Annotated in this window: 13 protein-coding genes; 11 read left to right on the top strand and 2 right to left on the bottom strand. The window is 49.6% G+C overall.

Going from position 1 to position 16,688, the window contains the following annotated elements; all coding sequences use genetic code 11:
- Positions 1-59: 59 nt before the first annotated feature.
- The 5 genes from NC981_RS15895 (at position 60) to rpsU (ending at position 5,366) form a co-directional block, all read left to right on the top strand.
- The gene (locus NC981_RS15895; RefSeq protein WP_348243837.1) at positions 60-2,810 is read left to right on the top strand and encodes a zinc-dependent metalloprotease; all 2,751 of its coding nucleotides are present in this window, start codon (positions 60-62) and stop codon (positions 2,808-2,810) included.
- A gap of 10 nt (positions 2,811-2,820) precedes the next feature.
- A complete protein-coding gene (locus NC981_RS15900) occupies positions 2,821-3,438 on the top strand; it encodes a Uma2 family endonuclease (RefSeq protein WP_348243838.1) in 618 nt (205 codons plus the stop codon).
- Positions 3,435-4,559, top strand: a complete 1,125-nt coding sequence (locus NC981_RS15905; RefSeq protein WP_348243839.1) for a THUMP domain-containing protein — start codon at positions 3,435-3,437, stop codon at positions 4,557-4,559. The genes NC981_RS15900 and NC981_RS15905 overlap by 4 nt, the downstream gene beginning before the upstream one ends.
- A 181-nt stretch (positions 4,560-4,740) precedes the next feature.
- Complete coding sequence (locus tag NC981_RS15910; RefSeq protein WP_348243840.1) at positions 4,741-5,031, top strand: RNA-binding protein; 291 nt, start codon at positions 4,741-4,743, stop codon at positions 5,029-5,031.
- A gap of 146 nt (positions 5,032-5,177) precedes the next feature.
- Positions 5,178-5,366 (top strand): 30S ribosomal protein S21, encoded by a 189-nt coding sequence (rpsU, locus tag NC981_RS15915; RefSeq protein WP_190377912.1) that lies wholly within the window; start codon positions 5,178-5,180, stop codon positions 5,364-5,366.
- A gap of 28 nt (positions 5,367-5,394) precedes the next feature.
- Here rpsU and NC981_RS15920 read toward each other — a convergent pair whose 3' ends face one another.
- Positions 5,395-7,425 carry a PAS domain-containing sensor histidine kinase gene (locus NC981_RS15920; RefSeq protein ID WP_348243841.1) on the bottom strand — a complete coding sequence of 677 codons (2,031 nt, stop codon included), beginning with the start codon at positions 7,423-7,425 and terminating at the stop codon, positions 5,395-5,397.
- A gap of 353 nt (positions 7,426-7,778) precedes the next feature.
- Between NC981_RS15920 and NC981_RS15925 the strand changes: the two genes are divergently transcribed.
- The 6 genes from NC981_RS15925 to NC981_RS15950 are packed head-to-tail and all read left to right on the top strand — an operon-like array spanning position 7,779 to position 14,954.
- Positions 7,779-8,639 carry an STAS domain-containing protein gene (locus NC981_RS15925; protein ID WP_348243842.1) on the top strand — a complete coding sequence of 287 codons (861 nt, stop codon included), beginning with the start codon at positions 7,779-7,781 and terminating at the stop codon, positions 8,637-8,639.
- A 10-nt stretch (positions 8,640-8,649) separates the two neighbouring features.
- Positions 8,650-9,066 (top strand): STAS domain-containing protein, encoded by a 417-nt coding sequence (locus tag NC981_RS15930; RefSeq protein WP_348243843.1) that lies wholly within the window; start codon positions 8,650-8,652, stop codon positions 9,064-9,066.
- Complete coding sequence (locus NC981_RS15935) at positions 9,053-9,451, top strand: anti-sigma regulatory factor (protein WP_348243844.1); 399 nt, start codon at positions 9,053-9,055, stop codon at positions 9,449-9,451. Before NC981_RS15930 ends, NC981_RS15935 begins: the two co-directional genes overlap by 14 nt.
- Positions 9,452-9,485: 34 nt before the next feature.
- Complete coding sequence (locus tag NC981_RS15940; RefSeq protein ID WP_348243845.1) at positions 9,486-10,487, top strand: ATP-binding SpoIIE family protein phosphatase; 1,002 nt, start codon at positions 9,486-9,488, stop codon at positions 10,485-10,487.
- Positions 10,484-12,613, top strand: a complete 2,130-nt coding sequence (locus tag NC981_RS15945) for an ATP-binding protein (RefSeq protein ID WP_348243846.1) — start codon at positions 10,484-10,486, stop codon at positions 12,611-12,613. The genes NC981_RS15940 and NC981_RS15945 overlap by 4 nt, the downstream gene beginning before the upstream one ends.
- Positions 12,614-12,623: 10 nt before the next feature.
- Positions 12,624-14,954, top strand: a complete 2,331-nt coding sequence (locus NC981_RS15950) for a response regulator (protein ID WP_348243847.1) — start codon at positions 12,624-12,626, stop codon at positions 14,952-14,954.
- A gap of 62 nt (positions 14,955-15,016) precedes the next feature.
- Here NC981_RS15950 and NC981_RS15955 read toward each other — a convergent pair whose 3' ends face one another.
- Positions 15,017-16,675 (bottom strand): polysaccharide deacetylase family protein, encoded by a 1,659-nt coding sequence (locus NC981_RS15955; RefSeq protein ID WP_348243848.1) that lies wholly within the window; start codon positions 16,673-16,675, stop codon positions 15,017-15,019.
- Between the last annotated feature and the right edge of the window lie 13 nt (positions 16,676-16,688).

Below are 16,688 nucleotides of genomic sequence, written 5' to 3' on the forward strand. Positions count from 1 at the left end.
ATCGATCCACTGCCTTCATAGTACCGATTACCCGCAATCTCACTGAGTAGAACAATAGAATGAAACGAGTATCGCGATTCCTGGCTTTCCTGTTGGGGTTTATGCTAGTGATGTTGCCTGTGAGCATCAACTGGGTGTTACCTGGAGTCGCTGAATCCCCCCGATCAGCCCAAAGATCTAGAACTGAAGTGGATCGATCGCAACTTCGCCCCTTTGATGAAGTGGTCAAAGATGCCACACCGCTGAAAGGGCTTTTTACGCTATATCGCAACGAAAAGAGCGGTAAGCTATTCGCAGAAATTATGCCGAATCAGCTAGAGCGTAATTTCTTTGCGGCAATGACGCTGGAATCCGGGGTCGGGGAGCGTGGAATCTATAGTGGTTTACCGATCGGAGACTTTCTCTTCACACTCCGACGGAACAAAGACTCCATTCAATTTGTTGTCCCAAATATCTATTTCCGCTCAGAACAGGGATTACCGATTCAGCGATCGATCCAGCGATCGTTCAGTGATTCGATTTTAGAAACTTTGCCAATCCGTAGTATTCATTCAGAGCGCAAGAGCTTTCTTGTCGAACTCAATCCCTTATTGTTATCAGACTTACCAGGATTGTTACCCGTTCTTGGAAAATCACTCGGCGGCGACTACAGCCCAGATATAGAAAATTCGTACTTTGATAGAGTAAAAGCTTTCCCACAAAATATCGAAGTTGAGACAGTGTTTGGCTTTATCGGTAGCGGCAACGATGAAAGCCTTCCCACCTATATCGAAACCCTGCCAGATAGTCGGGCATTTACCCTAAAGGTGCGCTACAGCTTGTCTCAACTGCCTGAGAACAGCGATTACCGTCCAAGACTTGCAGACGATCGCATCGGCTATTTCATCACCGCTTACAAAGACTACACCAACGACAACGCTAGACGACCGTTTGTTCGCTACATCAATCGCTGGAACTTACAAAAACAAGACCCCGCTGCACCGCTCTCTAAACCCAAAAAGCCGATCGTTTTCTGGATTGAAAACAGTGTCCCGTTAGAGTATCGCGATGCAGTTCGAGATGGCGTTTTGATGTGGAATCGTGCCTTTGAAAAAATTGGCTTCAAAGATGCGATCGAGGTCAAACAGATGCCGGATAAAGCGGATTGGGACCCGGCGGATGTTCGATATAACACTATTCGCTGGTTCAATACCAATGATGCCATCTTTGCAATGGGGCCTTCTCGCGTTAATCCACTCACAGGCGAAATTCTCGATGCAGACATCATTGTTTCCGCTGACTTTACCAGAGCGGTGAAAGAGGACTATCGCACGATCGTTGAACAAAATCAGATGCGATCGGCTCCCTTTGCCGCACAGCTTACAGGTAATGCCAACCTTTGTAACTATGGCATGGCAGCCCATTCGCTTCGTAAACAAGCCAAAGCTGACGAAAAGAAAAACACAGCGCGGCTCCGATTTGGTTCCCACTTAGGCAACTACCAAGACCTTTGCTTTGGTGTAGATACGGCTAAACAATACGCAGTTGGAAATCTCTCGCTGGCACTGATGCAAAATACTTTGCCAAGCAGTCCCGAAATGAAAGCGTTTGCTCAAGAGTTTATGCGGAGCTTAATTGCTCATGAAGTTGGACATACGCTCGGTTTACGGCACAACTTCCGCGCGAGTTCAATGCTCAAACCTGAAGAACTGAACAATACTGCGATTACTCGATCTAAGGGCTTGGTTGGATCAGTGATGGAATATGCTCCAGTCAATCTTGCACCCCAAGGAACCAAGCAAGGTGATTATTTCACTCATACAGTTGGCCCCTACGACGAATGGGCGATCGAATACGGATACAAACCGATCACTGCAATTATTCCACTCGCGGAAAAGCGTGAGTTAGATAAAATTGCTCAACGCGCTCCTGCTCCCGAACTGACCTACGCGACGGATGAAGACCTGACTTATCTCGACCCTAAAATCAATGTGTTCGACATGAGCGGTGATCTCCTGACTTACGCTCAGTGGCAATTGAACAATGCTCGCCAGATGTGGAATCGCGTTGACCAGCGTTATCCATTCGAGGGCGATGGCTTTAATGAAGTCAGAGTGGCTTTTAATGCGGTGTTTGAATACTACTTCCAGTATTCGACTTTCTTGAGCGAGTACATTGGAGGACAGTATTTCAATCGATTCAAGGCGGGAGATGCCAAAGGAAGATTGCCGTTTGAACCAGTGCCGATCGAGCAACAGCGCCAAGCCTTAGCCCTGATCGAGAAGTATGTGTTTAGCGAAGACCCGTTCCGCTTCTCACCGGACTTTCTCAACAAATTAGCTCCGTCGCGCTGGGCGCATTGGGGTGCAGATCCGACCCCAAACCTAGACTATCCGATTCATGACAATATTCTATTTCTGCAAAGTGTTGTACTGTATTCGCTGCTGGATTACGATCGCTTAGCTCGTCTGCGAGATTCTGAGCTTAAAACCCAAGCCGGACAGGGATTAACAATTCCTGAGTTGTTTGATAGTCTCCAGTCGAGCATTTGGGGCGATGTGATTAAGCCACAGGATAATCTCAAGCTCTCTGGCTTGCGTCGTGCCCTACAACGACAATACATGGAGGCAATGATTTCGATGTTGTTGCGACAAGCGCCAGTTCCCGAAGATGCTCGGACGGTTGCGCGGTATGAACTGAGACAACTTCGACGGTCTATCGATCGTGCGCTCGGTCGAGTCAGTGAGAAGGAAGTTTACACCAAAGCACACTTAGAGGAGGCACGCGATCGTATTGCCAAAGCACTAGATGCCCAATTACAGTCCCAGTGAGGTAATTCCGATGGTTCAATCTCTTCCCAAACAAATCACGTTTGATGAGTTTATCGCTTGGTATCCCGAACACTCAGAGCATCGTTATGAGTTGCATAGTGGAGAAATCATTGAAATGCCAAAGCCTACCGGTAAGCACTCGAAGGTGTGCGGGTACATTGCGCTGCGACTGGGGAATGAGATTGAACGCTTAAAATTGCCTTACTTTGTGCCAAAGGAATGTGTTGTTAAGTGTGATGAGTCTGGATATGAGCCAGATGTCATCGTTTTGAATGAACAAACGCTAGGAGATGACCCACGATGGGAAAAAGAATCAACAATCACTCAGGGCAAATCGGCAAAGTTGATCATTGAAGTGACAGGTACGAACTGGAGTGATGACTATGCCTTAAAGCTAGAGGACTACGAAGCTTTGGGAATTGAGGAGTATTGGGTCTGTGATTACTTGGGATTAGGAGGAAAACGGTATATTGGTTCACCCAAACAGCCCACGTTTTCGGTGTATCAACTCAATGAAGCCGGAGAGTATGAAGTGAGACAATTTCGGGGAGAGCAAGCGATCACATCAAAAGTCTTTCCCGAATTACAGCTAAGCTTGAATCAGGTTCTAGATCGCATTCACTCATGAATCAGTATTTTGCGACTGTTGCGCGAGGACTAGAAACGCTTGCAGCACAAGAATTAGAGCAATTAGGTGCGATCGCGATCAAGCCAGGATTTTGTGGAGTCGCATTCACAGGGGATCTGGCGCTCCTGTATCGCGTCAATCTTTGGGCGCGACTACCGTTTCGCATCCTGATGAAGCTGCATGAATTTCCCTGCCAGGATGCAGAAGATCTCTATCAGGGTGTGCAATCGATCGACTGGTCGCTGTATCTCACTCCGGATATGACCTTAGCCGTGAATGCCACGGGTAAAACTAAACAGCTTAATCACACGCATTTCACAGCCCTTCAAGTTAAGAACGCGATCGTAGATCAGCAGCAAGACAGATTGGGCGATCGCTCTAATGTTGAACTTCAAGCCCCGGATCTTCAGATTAATGTGCATCTTGATCAAAATCACTGCACCGTAAGCCTCGATAGTTCGGGTGAGAGCTTACATCGTCGAGGCTATCGTCCAGCCGTCGGCTCCGCACCGCTCAAGGAATCCTTGGCAGCAGCGCTAATTCAACTCTCTGGCTGGCAACCGGAGCAGGTTTTTTATGATCCCCTCTGCGGGTCGGGGACATTACCCTTAGAAGCCAGTTTAAAGGCATTAAATGTTGCCCCAGGATTATTTCGGGAGCGGTTTGGGTTTGAAACTTGGCTGGATGCAGATTTGACCTTATTAGAGGACTTAATTCAAGCCGCAGAAGCGAGTCAGCGAGAGCAGCTTCCTGCACCAATTTGGGGGAGCGATCGCGATCCCGCAGTGATCGAGCAAGCGATCGTCAACGCAACTCACTGTGGAGTCTCAAATCACGTTTATTTCGCGACACTCGACTTATCGGAAGTTGCTGCTCCCGCAAACAGTGGAGTGTTATTCTGCAATCCCCCGTATGGAGAAAGATTGGGACGAGAGACTGACTTGAGCGCCTTTTACAAGCGTTTAGGTGATGTGCTGAAGCAGCAATTCAAAGGGTGGACAGCATTTGTATTGAGTGGAAATAAGGAACTCTCTCAATCGATCGGACTAAGATCGGCGCAAAGATTCCCGGTGTATAACGGAGCGCTGCCGTGTCAGTTGATGAAGTACGAACTGTACTGATTTCCCTTTTGTTACGCTTAATCAAACTTTTCGAGATATGCCCAAGTTATGGCGATCGCTGCTCAAGATTGTGTTATGTTGTAGATTCAAGAGACTTTCTTCGGCTGTGTAATTCCTTTCCATTACGTTAAGTGTTGCTCCGAATCTAAATCTCTCTACATCCATTTTGGAGCAATGTTTTATGTCAATTTACGTGGGTAATCTGTCCTACGAAGTCGTGCAAGACAATCTTGCACAAATTTTCGCTGAGTTCGGAACAGTCAAGCGAATTCAACTCCCCACCGATCGAGAAACGGGACGCTTACGCGGGTTCGGCTTTGTCGAAATGTCAAGCGATGACGAGGAAGCGGCAGCGATCGAGGCTCTTGACGGAGCTGAGTGGATGGGTCGTGATCTCAAGGTCAATAAAGCTAAACCTCGCGAAGAAAGAGGTGATTCGGGCGGTAGAGGCGGATTCTCTCGGCGTTACTAAGCCCCGGAGCTGAACCAGTTTAAAGAGTGTGCTTGTGCTGTGCGTGAGTAGTGCTCTGAATGCTCAAAGTTAAGACTGGTAAGAGGCTACTTAATCGTGAGTAGCCTTTTTTATCGGCATTTGTTCAATATTAGTGAGGACATTAGATGACCCAAGTTATTCCGGGTGAGAATGAAGGAATTGAGTCAACCCTACGTCGATTTAAGCGCGAGGTTTCTAAAGCGGGCATTTTCCCAGACATGAGAAAACATCGCTTTTTTGAAACGCCGATCGAAAAACGGAAGCGCAAGGCGCTGGCAAAGCATCGACAGTTTAAGAGAAAGCCCCGGTATTAATCAGATTAGCTGCGGCTTCGATGTTGCTCTAACCGCAGGGCAACTTCAGCGTAAAGGTCGCACCCTGATCGATGCCTGGGCTTGTTGCTTCAACCGTTCCTCCATGTAGCTCAGCCAGATAGCGCACTAATGCTAACCCTAGCCCCAATCCGCCGTAACTTCGAGTCAGCGTACTGTCCTCTTGACGAAAGCGATCGAAGACATACGGCAAAAAGTTTGGATCAATTCCTCTTCCAGTGTCGCTAATCTGAATGTGAATGAACTGATCTACTCGCATCAAGGTCACTTCTATCTTGCCTTCAGGCGGCGTAAACTTCACCGCGTTGCACATCAAATTCCACACGATCTGGCGCAGTCGATTGGGATCGCAGATGAGTCGATCGACTGTCGGATCGAGCTGAGTGTGAATATGAATGCGTTTCGCTTGAGCCGCCGGACGAATGGTATCAATAACGGCTGTAATTACAGTGCTGACATCGGTTGGCGACATTTGCAGCTGGAGTCTACCCTGCACGACCCGCGCCATGTCTAGCATATCTTCCAAGATTTGCGCCTGTGCTTCTGCATTGCGTTCGAGCGCATCCATGCCGCGTGCCACCATCTCAGGATTGAGCGATCGAGACCGAAACAAGCGAATCCAGCCCAACACAGAATTCAGCGGAGTCCGGATCTCGTGCGACAAAATGGTTAGAAACTCGTCTTTCGTGCGGTTGGCGGCTTCGGCTTTGGTTCGGGCAGCTTGTTCAAGCTGAAGTAATCGATCTCGCTCCTCCTGCATCTGGCGATATTCTGTAATCTCAAAACTGACTCCACTCATGCGAATGGCTTGTCCGGTTTCGTTGTAGAAACACCGTCCTTTCGAGGCGATCCAATGCACACTCTGATCCGCCCAAACAATCCGAAACTCATCGTAATAGTTCTGTTGTGCCTCGATCGTTTGATTTAGATGGTGCTGCACTCGCGATCGATCGTCTGGGTGAACGCGCAATAAAAATGTCTCACGCGTTCCACTAAGCACTTCAGCAGCAATACCAAAGAGTTTTCTTTGCTGATCGCACCATTGCAGCAAATCCTGGTGCACATTCCAATCCCAGCACCCTAAATGAGCCGCCTCCTGTGCCATTTCTAGCCAGACTTCCCGGTCTTCGACGACCGCCTCCGCTTGCTGATAATCTTGCCGAATGCGGGTTAAAAGCGAAATACTCCAGCCGATCAGCAAGGTAAAGATGACAGCCGTTTTTAGCGTCAGCAACGACAAATTGAAAATCGTATCTTCTGGGGTTTGGGGTTGTCCCCAGAGTGTGACAAACGCTTCGAGAATTGCCAGCGCGATCGCGGCTTGCAACAGTTGACACACCATGACTTCGCTTGATCCCTCGCTGATTTGGATCACTTGCATCACGGCTTCATCCAGGTGCAATGCCTGAATTCCTGCACCCAGAATCAGAAACGTGAGTGCGGTTGTCAATGCCATTTTTGGGGCGGGATACAACGGGGGTAAGCCGATCGGATGCACATTGTTGACGAGTGCATTGACTGCGATGAGTGCGACAGCCAAGGTGAGCACTTGAGCGACACGCTGCCAGGTGCGATCGGTTCGACTCGAAGACAATAGCGCACTGCCAATTAGGGCAAAGTTTAGTCCAGTGCTAACCGCCGTTGGACGAATGCTGTTACTAAGTTGGAAGTTTACAAAAGGCAGCATCCAGTGTTGATCAAGCTGCCAGTTTGAGAGGCTTGTGCTTAAGCTCAAAAGCCCGAAAGCAATCACGACGATCGCCAATATTTGCGAAATCCGTTGCGTGACTTGATGCCGAGGTCGCCATTTTAAGCAACCCAACGACAGGGCGGCGATCATAAACACGATCGCGCTCTGGATGCCCATGGGGGCAAGGTCATCGGCAAAGCTGCCCATCAGTAAGGGTATGTGCAGTTGCCATCCCATGACGACACTCAAACCGATGCAGAACACGATCGCGCTACTGGCGATCGCGGCTCGCTGAAAGAGTTTGGTCAGATCGAGATGCGCGGTTTGATGCAGAGGGGCAAGGTTTGTCATAAAGGTCTACACAACGCATCTTGCTTAACGAGCAGAGTAAGCTTATTGCTCAATTTAGGGCGTACTTGACAACACTGCATCCACCGGGGAAGGGAAGGTTGCTGCAACGGTTATCTTTCTAAGTGTTGATCAACCTGAGTGTTGAGCGCGATCGCTGCCGAGCAGGTTTTATCCGTTGTCTAAATTTATAGATTGCGGTCTGAGGGCTTGTATTTAAGCTGTCTCGATTCACCCAATCGCCCGTGACTTTGTACAGGCTGGATCACAATGAAACCTTATGAAAAATGGTTCACTCCATCTCGATGAGTTGAAGCAGTCCTACACTAAAGCTTGGACTATGAGAAGATGCTCCCATGGATATGACGAGTCGCAGTACGATCCCGGAAATTCTTGAAGCCTATGAAGCAGACTTACTGGCAGAGTGGAGTCGAGAACTGGCGATCGCGAACAATCGCGGGGGGCTAATCAAAGAAGCAGAAATGCAAGAGGAATGCCGCGAATTTCTCAATGTGCTTCGGAGCGCTGCTCAGCACAATAATCTGACAAATCTTCAAGCTTCAGAGTGGCGCGACGTGCGGGAAATGGTGGAAAGCGTGGCACGATCGCGATCTCAAAAAGGCTTTACGCCAACTGAAACGGCGATGTTTGTGTTTTCGTTCAAGCAACCCCTGTTCGATCGAATGCGTCAGCATCTCAAAGATTCCGCTGCATTAAGTGAGGAAATTTGGCAAGCCACCACTTTGCTGGATCAACTCGGATTACTGGCGATGGAAGCGTATCAAAAGTCGCGGGAAAAAGTGATTCAGCGCCAGCAGGAAGAGTTGCTTGAGCTTTCTACGCCCGTTGTAAAACTTTGGGACGGGATTCTCGCTCTGCCGGTTATTGGAACGCTTGATAGCGCTCGGACTCAGACGGTGATGGAATCCCTGCTACAAGCGATCGTGGAGACTGGATCAGAAGTTGCGATTATCGATATTACTGGGGTTCCGACTGTCGATACCCTCACCGCTCAACACTTGCTCAAAACTGTGACTGCGGCTCGATTAATGGGGGCAGACTGTATTATCAGCGGCATTCGTCCTCAAATTGCTCAAACGATCGTGTATCTCGGCATCGATTTAACTAATGTGATCACAAAAGCCACGTTAGCCGATGCGTTTCGAGTGGCACTGACGCGAGTGGGAGCGACGATCGTCCGCACTCAGGCGAAATAGGAGAAACCGCATGGAACACATTCCTATCCTGCAAATGGGCAACTTTCTCTTGGTCACAATCCAGGTCGATATGCACGATCGTTTAGCCCTGACGCTACAGGATGACTTAACGAACCGTATCTCCGAAACTTCGGCGCACGGGGTTCTGATTGATATCTCTGCCTTAGAGATTGTTGATTCTTTTATCGGCAGGGTTTTAGGCAACATTGCGAGAATGGCGCGGGTGCTGGATGCCGAAACCGTCGTCGTTGGAATGCAGCCCGCCGTGGCAATTACTCTGGTAGAGTTGGGATTATCGCTCACCGGAATTCGGACTGCGTTAAACCTAGAAAAAGGTATGGCACTGCTGCGATCGTCGCTGAGCGAACCTGCCAAACCTCCAATCGTCGAGCGTGGGCGGAGTGTACACGACGATGGAAAAGATTGAAACGGTACCGATTGCATCTTCTACAGACGTGATTTTAGTCCGACAAGCCGTGCGCCAGTCCGCGATCGCGATTGGGTTCGGCTTAGTAGATCAAACCAAAATTGTCACCGCCGCCAGTGAACTTGCCCGCAACACCCTAGATTATGGCGGTGGCGGACTGATGAAGCTAGAAACGCTGGAGGCAGGAGGACGCAGAGGACTCCGGCTCACTTTTGAAGATCAAGGTTCGGGCATTCCGGATATTGAACTAGCGCTCAAAGATGGATTTACCACGGGGAGCGGATTAGGAATGGGATTGGGTGGCGCTAAACGATTGGCGAATGAGTTTGTGATTGAATCTGCGATCGGACAAGGAACGCGGGTGACGATCGTTCGGTGGAAATAGCGATGATTTGATTCGGAATGCGTCAGAATAGGGCATGAGAGAATCGATCGCCATTGCAATCACTGAGTCAAGTCAAATAGGAGAAGCGCGACGGGCAGCGCTGAACTTGGCAACTCGTTTCGGGTTCAAAGAGATCGAGCGCGGTAGAGTCGGGATTGTCGTGACCGAGGTTGCGAACAATCTGCTACAGCATGCTCAGGGAGGAGTGATGCTGCTGCGGGCAATCCAAGAGCCCGCGATCGGCATTGAGGTTTTAGCCCTCGATCAAGGGCCAGGCATGATCGATGTGAATCAGTGCTTACAAGATGGCTTTTCGACGGCTGGAACCGCAGGCAATGGATTGGGCGCGGTTCGTCGCCTTTCTAATTTGTTTGAAATTTATTCGATTCCTGGCTCTGGAACCGCAATCCTGATGCAACTTTGGTCAGAGCCGCTTTCCCATTCACCCAAGATCCTATTAGAAATCGGAGCGGTCTGTTTACCGAAGCGAGGCGAGGAAGTTTCTGGAGATGCTTGGGCAAGTCAAATTCACCCGCATCGTAGTGTATTACTAGTGGCAGACGGGTTAGGGCATGGGTCTGCGGCGGCGAGTGCTTCTTCAGCCGCCGTCAGAACTTTAGAGGAAAATTATCAGCGATCGCCCCATGAAATCGTCGAAGCGGCACATCAAGCTTTGCGAAGTACACGCGGCGCGGTATTAGCGATCACGGAAATTAATTTTGACCAGCGATCAGTTCACTACGCAGGCATCGGTAACATTGCGACCAGCATCTCTTCGTTTACGGATCATCACAATCTGGTGTCTCACAATGGCACGGTTGGGCATGAAGTCCGCAAAATTCAGGAGTTTACGCATCCCTGGTATCCGAACGGATTGTTGATTATGCACTCTGACGGATTGGCAACGCAGTGGAGGCTCGATCGTTATCCTGGATTGCGCCAAAAACATCCCAGTCTGATCGCGGGGGTATTGTATCGAGACTTTAACCGCGATCGAGATGACGTGACCGTACTGGTGGCAAGAGAAGCACGATGAGGGTTGTTTTATTCACGCTCAGAGTTCACTACGAACAAGATGTCGTACAGGCGCGGCAACGAACCCGCGAACTTGCCGATCGCTTAGGATTTGATCCGCAAGATCAAACACGACTGGCAACGGCAGTTTCAGAAATTAGCCGCAATGCGTTTCAATATGCCGGGGGCGGAACCGTTGAATTCTATCTAGATGGAAATCCTCAGACCTTTTTGATTCGGATTTGGGATCAGGGTCAGGGCATTCCGCATCTTGCAGAAGTGTTGGCAGGACGCTACACCTCCCAAACAGGAATGGGGCTTGGCATCCTGGGTACGCGCCGATTGATGGAGCGCTTTGAGATAGAATCGCAGCCCACCGGGACTACGATCGTCATGGGCAAAGCGCTGCCGAAGCGATCAACGCTGCTGACTGAAGCGCAATTGCAGCAGATTCGGGACGAGATGATCAAGCGATCGCCCCAGAATCCTTACGAAGAGATTCAGCGCCAAAATCAAGAACTGCTGCAAGCGATGGCAGAACTGCGCCAGCGTGAAGAAGAACTGATTCAACTTAACCGAGAGTTAGAAGATACCAATCGCGGTGTCCTAGCTCTATATGCCGAACTCGATGAAAAGGCGGACTCTCTCCAACAGGCAAACGAACTCAAAACCCGCTTTCTCTCGAATATGAGTCATGAGTTTCGGACACCGTTAAATTCGATCCTCTCGTTGTCTCGGATACTGCTTAACCACTTAGACGGAGACTTAACCTCAGAGCAAGCAAAACAAGTGACCTTTATCCAAAAGGCGGCAGACGGATTATCTGTTCTAGTCAACGATCTACTGGATCTAGCAAAGGTAGAAGCTGGAAAAGTCGAAGTCCATCCCAGTACATTTGAGGTTAGCGACTTGTTTGGCACGATGCGGGGAATGTTGCGCCCCTTGCTGGTGCAAAATAGCTCTGTGGCGCTGACTTTTGAAGAACCGATTGGATTACCGCCGCTCCATAGCGATGAAGGAAAAGTCGCCCAAATTCTGAGGAATTTTGTCTCGAATGCGCTCAAGTTCACCGATCGAGGGGAAGTGCGAGTGACAGCAGCGCAAACGGGTCAAACGATTACTTTTTCTGTTGCGGATACTGGGATCGGTATTGCTCCAGACGACCAAGAGCGGATTTTTGAAGATTTTGTGCAAATCGGGTCTGATCTGCAAAAGCAAACCAAAGGAACAGGACTCGGACTGCCGCTTACCCGAAAGCTGACAGAGCTATTAGGAGGCAGTGTTTCACTAATCAGTGAACTGGGAAAAGGCTCAACCTTCTCAGCTTCGATCCCGATCGTTTATCCCCACACTACCGAACTCACCTCTTCACTGCAAACGATCGCGCCGCTCCAACCCGCTCGACTGCCGATTCTCGCGATCGAAGACCACACCGAAACGCTGTTTATTTATGAAAAGCACCTGCAAGATTCAAGCTATCAGCTAGTTACAGCCCGTTCTCTAGAGCAAGCGAGATCTGTCCTACAGCAGATTCAACCCGCCGCGATCGTGCTGGATATTTTACTTGAAAGGCAAAACGGCTGGACGTTTCTCAAAGAAATTAAAGGCGATAGTGCCACCTGCAAGATTCCCGTCATCGTCGCGACTGTGGTTGATAACGAGAAGCAGGCTCTTGCGCTTGGAGCCGATGAATTCTTGATTAAGCCTGTAGATAGATTGCCGATGCTGAATAAGCTAAATCGGTTGATTAATCGAGGCAGAACTCAAAAACTGCTCCTGATTGACGATGATTCATCTCATCAATATGTGATAAAGCAACTATTGTCTGATACTCCACTGCAAGTTTTAGAAGCTGTAAGTGGACAAGAAGGCATTGCATTGGCAACTCTCGAATCGCCAGACGCAATTCTGCTTGATCTGGAACTGCCGGATATGAGCGGACTTGATGTCCTTGATCGGCTCCAGCAAAGTCCCACTGCTCAATTGATTCCTGTTATCATCCATTCATCTATTCAATTGGATGCGGAAACGCAGAGCAGTTTAACCAAGCAGGGGATCGCAATTGTTTCTAAAGAAACGATTGCCCAAGCAGCATCCTCCCAACTTCGAGAGGCACTGATCAAAGCCAGACTGGTTCTAGATACTTAAGGGAGAGGTCATGATTGAGTCACGAGTCACGATTTTGCATATCGACGACAACGAAACGACTCGTTACATCGTGACGCGAGTTCTGCAAGAGGCAGGGTACACCGTGGTCGAAGCAGAAACCGGAGCCGCAGGACTCCAGGCGATCGTGGATTATCAGCCCGCGCTTGTGATTCTGGATGTGAAGCTACCCGATGTCAACGGCTTTGAAGTCTGTCGCCAGATTAAGTCAAATCCCGAAACTGCCTTTATTCCGGTGCTGCATCTCTCAGCCAGTTTTGTCAAAAGTCAAGATAAAGCCGAAGGACTCGATAGCGGTGCCGATGGCTACCTCGTTCAGCCCGTGGAACCGATCGAACTGTTAGCGACGGTGCGATCGCTGCTGCGAGTTCGTCGCGCTGAAGAATCAGCCTTTACTCTAGCACGAGAATGGCAAACGACGTTCGATGCAATCAATGATGGCGTGTGTTTATTAGACTCGGAAGGCAGATCTCTGCGCTGTAATCGAGCGATGAGCCAGCTTTTTTGTAAGTCTGCTGAAGAGATTGCTGGCTGTCTTCATTATGAACTGATGCAGGCAGAACTGGGAGTCGGTGACGGTGCCTGCTTTCGTCTGGCTAGAGAAACACATCAGCGTCAAGTCACAGAGCTTCAGGCAGAAGGACGCTGGCTTGCCAAAACCGTTGATCCAATCTTCAATTCGCAGGGAAAGTTTACCGGTGCGGTTCTCATTCTGTCCGATATTACCACCGCCAAGCGCCGCGAAGCGGAACGCAAACAAGCCGAAGCAGACCTGCGAGAAAGTGAAGAGTTAAAGCAGCGAATTTTAGAGAGCACGCATGACTGCATCAAAGTTCTAGGCTTAGATGGGCGAATCTTGTACTTAAATAAAGGCAGCTTGCAGCTTCTTGAGATTGGTCAGCCTGAGTCGGTTCTGGGTAAAGATTGGCTCACCTTTTGGCAAGGCGAAGACCAACAAAAGGCAAGCACTGCGATCGAGGTAGCTCAAGCGGGCAACGTGGGACAGTTTAACGGCTATTGCCCAACCAGAAAAGGTCAGGCGAGATGGTGGGATGTGATCGTTTCTGCGGTGCGAAATCCAGCCGGACAGGTTTCGCAACTGTTAGTTGTGTCACGCGACATTACCAAACAAAAGCAAGCGGAAGCGGAACGTGAACAGCTTCTAGTGAGTGAGCAAGGGGCGCGGCAGCAAGCGGAAACCGCTAACCGCATCAAAGACGAGTTCTTGGCGGTGTTATCGCATGAATTACGCTCTCCGCTCAATCCGATTCTCGGCTGGTCAAGTCTGCTTCGCAAAGGTCGTTTAGATGCTGAAAGAACGGCTCATGCCCTGGAGACGATCGAGCGCAACGCCCAGCTACAAGTCCAACTGATTGAAGATCTGCTCGATGTTTCCCGGATTCTTCAAGGCAAACTCAAGCTCAATCCGGTACCGATCGATCTCGCGGTGATCATTCGTGCAGCGCTGGAAACTGTGCGGCTAGCGGCAGAAGCCAAATCAATTCAGATTCAAACGCATCTAGATTTGAAGGTGGGGCAAGTGCTGGGGGATTCGGCTCGTCTTCAGCAAGTGGTCTGGAACTTGCTGACCAACGCGATTAAGTTCACGCCGGAAGGGGGACAAGTCGAGATCGAGTTACAGCAGCTTGGAACGCACGCTCAAATGCAGGTACGAGACACCGGAAAAGGCATTCATCCAGAGTTTCTACCGTATGTGTTTGAATACTTTCGCCAAGAGGACGGAGCGACGACGCGCAAGTTCGGGGGATTAGGGTTAGGACTCGCGATCGTGCGGCAACTGGTCGAATTACATGGCGGGACAGTCAGGGTCGAAAGTGCAGGTGAAGATCAAGGCGCTACGTTTATGGTGCGGTTGCCGCTCCTGAAGCAATCAATGCAGTTAGACACTAACCCTGATGATGCACGGTTAACAGATGACGAAGCTTCGCTGAGCGGGTTAAAGATCGTGGTCGTAGACGATGAGCCTGATTCGCGTGATTTTGTTGCCTTTGTGCTGGAGCAAGCCGGTGCCGAAATCGTGGCATTATCCTCGGCAAGCGAAGTGCTGCGATCGATTCTACACATTCAGCCGGATTTGCTCGTCAGCGATATCGGGATGCCAGAGATCGATGGATATATGCTGATTGAATCGATCCGCACTCAACTACCTGCTCCGGCTTCTCAAGTGCGTGCGATCGCGCTAACTGCTTACGCGGGGGAAGCAAATGAACGTCAAGTGTTAAATGCTGGGTTTCAAAAGCACTTATCGAAGCCTATTAATCCGGCTGAGTTAGTTGCGACAGTCTCGCGGTTAGCCCGATGAACGATCGTTGAGGGTGAAGGCAGAATGACTCTGCATTCATGACAACATTACTTCAAACTGTTTTAGGGGGTGATAGAAGAGATTTTTGTGATGAAGCTTTTTAGAGTGTCTGAACCTGCTATCTCAATTCGAGGTAACGCCATCAAGGAATCTTGAAACCTAGCAAATCCAGTGCTGCAAGATAACCCAAAGGTATACCCACAAGCTCCAATTAGATGTTGAACGACTGGATCGACATCGCCATAAGGATAAGCAAACGCTCGAATCGGTCTACCTAACTGCTGCTCTAAGATGGAACGCGATCTCAATCCTTCCTCAACAATCTCAGTCGAAGAAAGCGCTGTCAGTGGACGATGGCTGAAAGAATGCGACCCAAATTCTACTCCTTCTGCCTGAAGCTGTCTGATCTGCTGCCACCCCAATAATGGCACTGCTTCCGAGTAGGCTTGATCCCACAGATTTGATCGACCCACCGCTTGGGCAGCGAGAAATACCGTCGCCGAGAAGCCGTATTGTTTCAGTAGCGGCCATGCCTCTAAGAAATCTTCATAGCCATCGTCAAAGGTCAGCAGAATTGCCCGACCTGGTAACGGCGTGTTGGCTAGGGTGGCACGGTACCACGCTTCCAAAGTGATGCTGTAGTAACCTGCATCGTGTAGATAGCTTAGTTGCTCCGCAAAGTCTTGAGGAGTGACGCGCCAGCGATCTAGTTTGGCTGAACCTACCGCAGCAATGCGGTGATACATCAAAATGGGTAGGCGATCGGTCACGATTGTAGATGAGTTTCGATAAGGCTGCCCGCCCTGCCAAAGAATCGACGAAGCAACTCGCTCGGGTGGAGCAGTCGGCTGCGGCAGTTCAACAATTTGGGGAAGCCGACGCGGCAAAAGCTGAATGCGGGAACGCCGCTGAAAAAGCTGAATCCGGTAAAGTGGGGTGTGAATTTCTTTTACGAGATCAAGCGATTCGACTTGAGCAAACGCATCGCCAATGCCCTTGGCACCAAAGGGATGATCCCAGCTAAACCCAGCCCGATTGGGTTCATCAACCACGAGATTCGCGTGGGCATGAAGAAAATATCCTTCTGGTTCTAATGCCTCAGCAACCTTGTAAGCAAATGCCCGTAACGTTTCTCGATCTTTCAGATAGTACAAAACCTCGCTACAGATAATCAGAGGAAAGGTTCCAGGAATCGGATCACAGCTCAGATCAAGACGCATAAAGCGAATGTTCTTTGCGCCAGTACATCGCTCTGCGGCTCGATCGATCGCAACCTGCGAGATGTCAGCGGCGAGCAAGTCTTGCACACGCAACCCAAGTTGTACAGTAAAGTGTCCCTCTGCACAAGCTAATTCCAAGGCACGTGGAAACCTGGCTTTCGGCAGTAGAGAAAGGGTTTGCTCGTACTTGATTTGCTCGTATGCGGAGGTATATTTCCAGGGATCAGGTTGAGTGGCAAATAGCGTTTCAAAGTGATTTCGAGCATTGAATGAGCTAGAGGTTGACAAATTTTTCTGATCAGTCTGAGGAGTTCTGAGTGGCTGGGAAAAGTGCGATCGTGCAATCAAATCCGGAGCATAGATGACTCGATCGATCAACTCAGGATTTGACGGAGCCAATCTTGCGGTAGAGCTTTGCAGCAGCAAAGGGACAACTGCTGTGGGCAAATTTGCACGTCGCGAAGCACTGGTTGCAATGGCAGCAGGGTAATGACTAATCACCAGACTAGAATCA

The organism is Leptolyngbya sp. DQ-M1, assembly GCF_039962505.1.
Taxonomy (GTDB): domain Bacteria; phylum Cyanobacteriota; class Cyanobacteriia; order Leptolyngbyales; family Leptolyngbyaceae; genus Leptolyngbya.

Bases quoted from the DNA above. Each gene is read 5' to 3' on its own strand.
- NC981_RS15895 (WP_348243837.1), top strand. From the start codon at position 60: ATGAAACGAGTATCGCGATTCCTGGCTTTCCTGTTGGGGTTTATGCTA.
- NC981_RS15935 (WP_348243844.1), top strand. From the start codon at position 9,053: ATGGAAAAGATTGAAACGGTACCGATTGCATCTTCTACAGACGTGATT.
- NC981_RS15930 (WP_348243843.1), top strand. From the start codon at position 8,650: ATGGAACACATTCCTATCCTGCAAATGGGCAACTTTCTCTTGGTCACA.
- NC981_RS15910 (WP_348243840.1), top strand. From the start codon at position 4,741: ATGTCAATTTACGTGGGTAATCTGTCCTACGAAGTCGTGCAAGACAAT.
- rpsU (WP_190377912.1), top strand. From the start codon at position 5,178: ATGACCCAAGTTATTCCGGGTGAGAATGAAGGAATTGAGTCAACCCTA.
- NC981_RS15950 (WP_348243847.1), top strand. From the start codon at position 12,624: ATGATTGAGTCACGAGTCACGATTTTGCATATCGACGACAACGAAACG.
- NC981_RS15920 (WP_348243841.1), bottom strand. From the start codon at position 7,425: ATGACAAACCTTGCCCCTCTGCATCAAACCGCGCATCTCGATCTGACC.
- NC981_RS15905 (WP_348243839.1), top strand. From the start codon at position 3,435: ATGAATCAGTATTTTGCGACTGTTGCGCGAGGACTAGAAACGCTTGCA.
- NC981_RS15940 (WP_348243845.1), top strand. From the start codon at position 9,486: ATGAGAGAATCGATCGCCATTGCAATCACTGAGTCAAGTCAAATAGGA.
- NC981_RS15945 (WP_348243846.1), top strand. From the start codon at position 10,484: ATGAGGGTTGTTTTATTCACGCTCAGAGTTCACTACGAACAAGATGTC.
- NC981_RS15900 (WP_348243838.1), top strand. From the start codon at position 2,821: ATGGTTCAATCTCTTCCCAAACAAATCACGTTTGATGAGTTTATCGCT.
- NC981_RS15925 (WP_348243842.1), top strand. From the start codon at position 7,779: ATGGATATGACGAGTCGCAGTACGATCCCGGAAATTCTTGAAGCCTAT.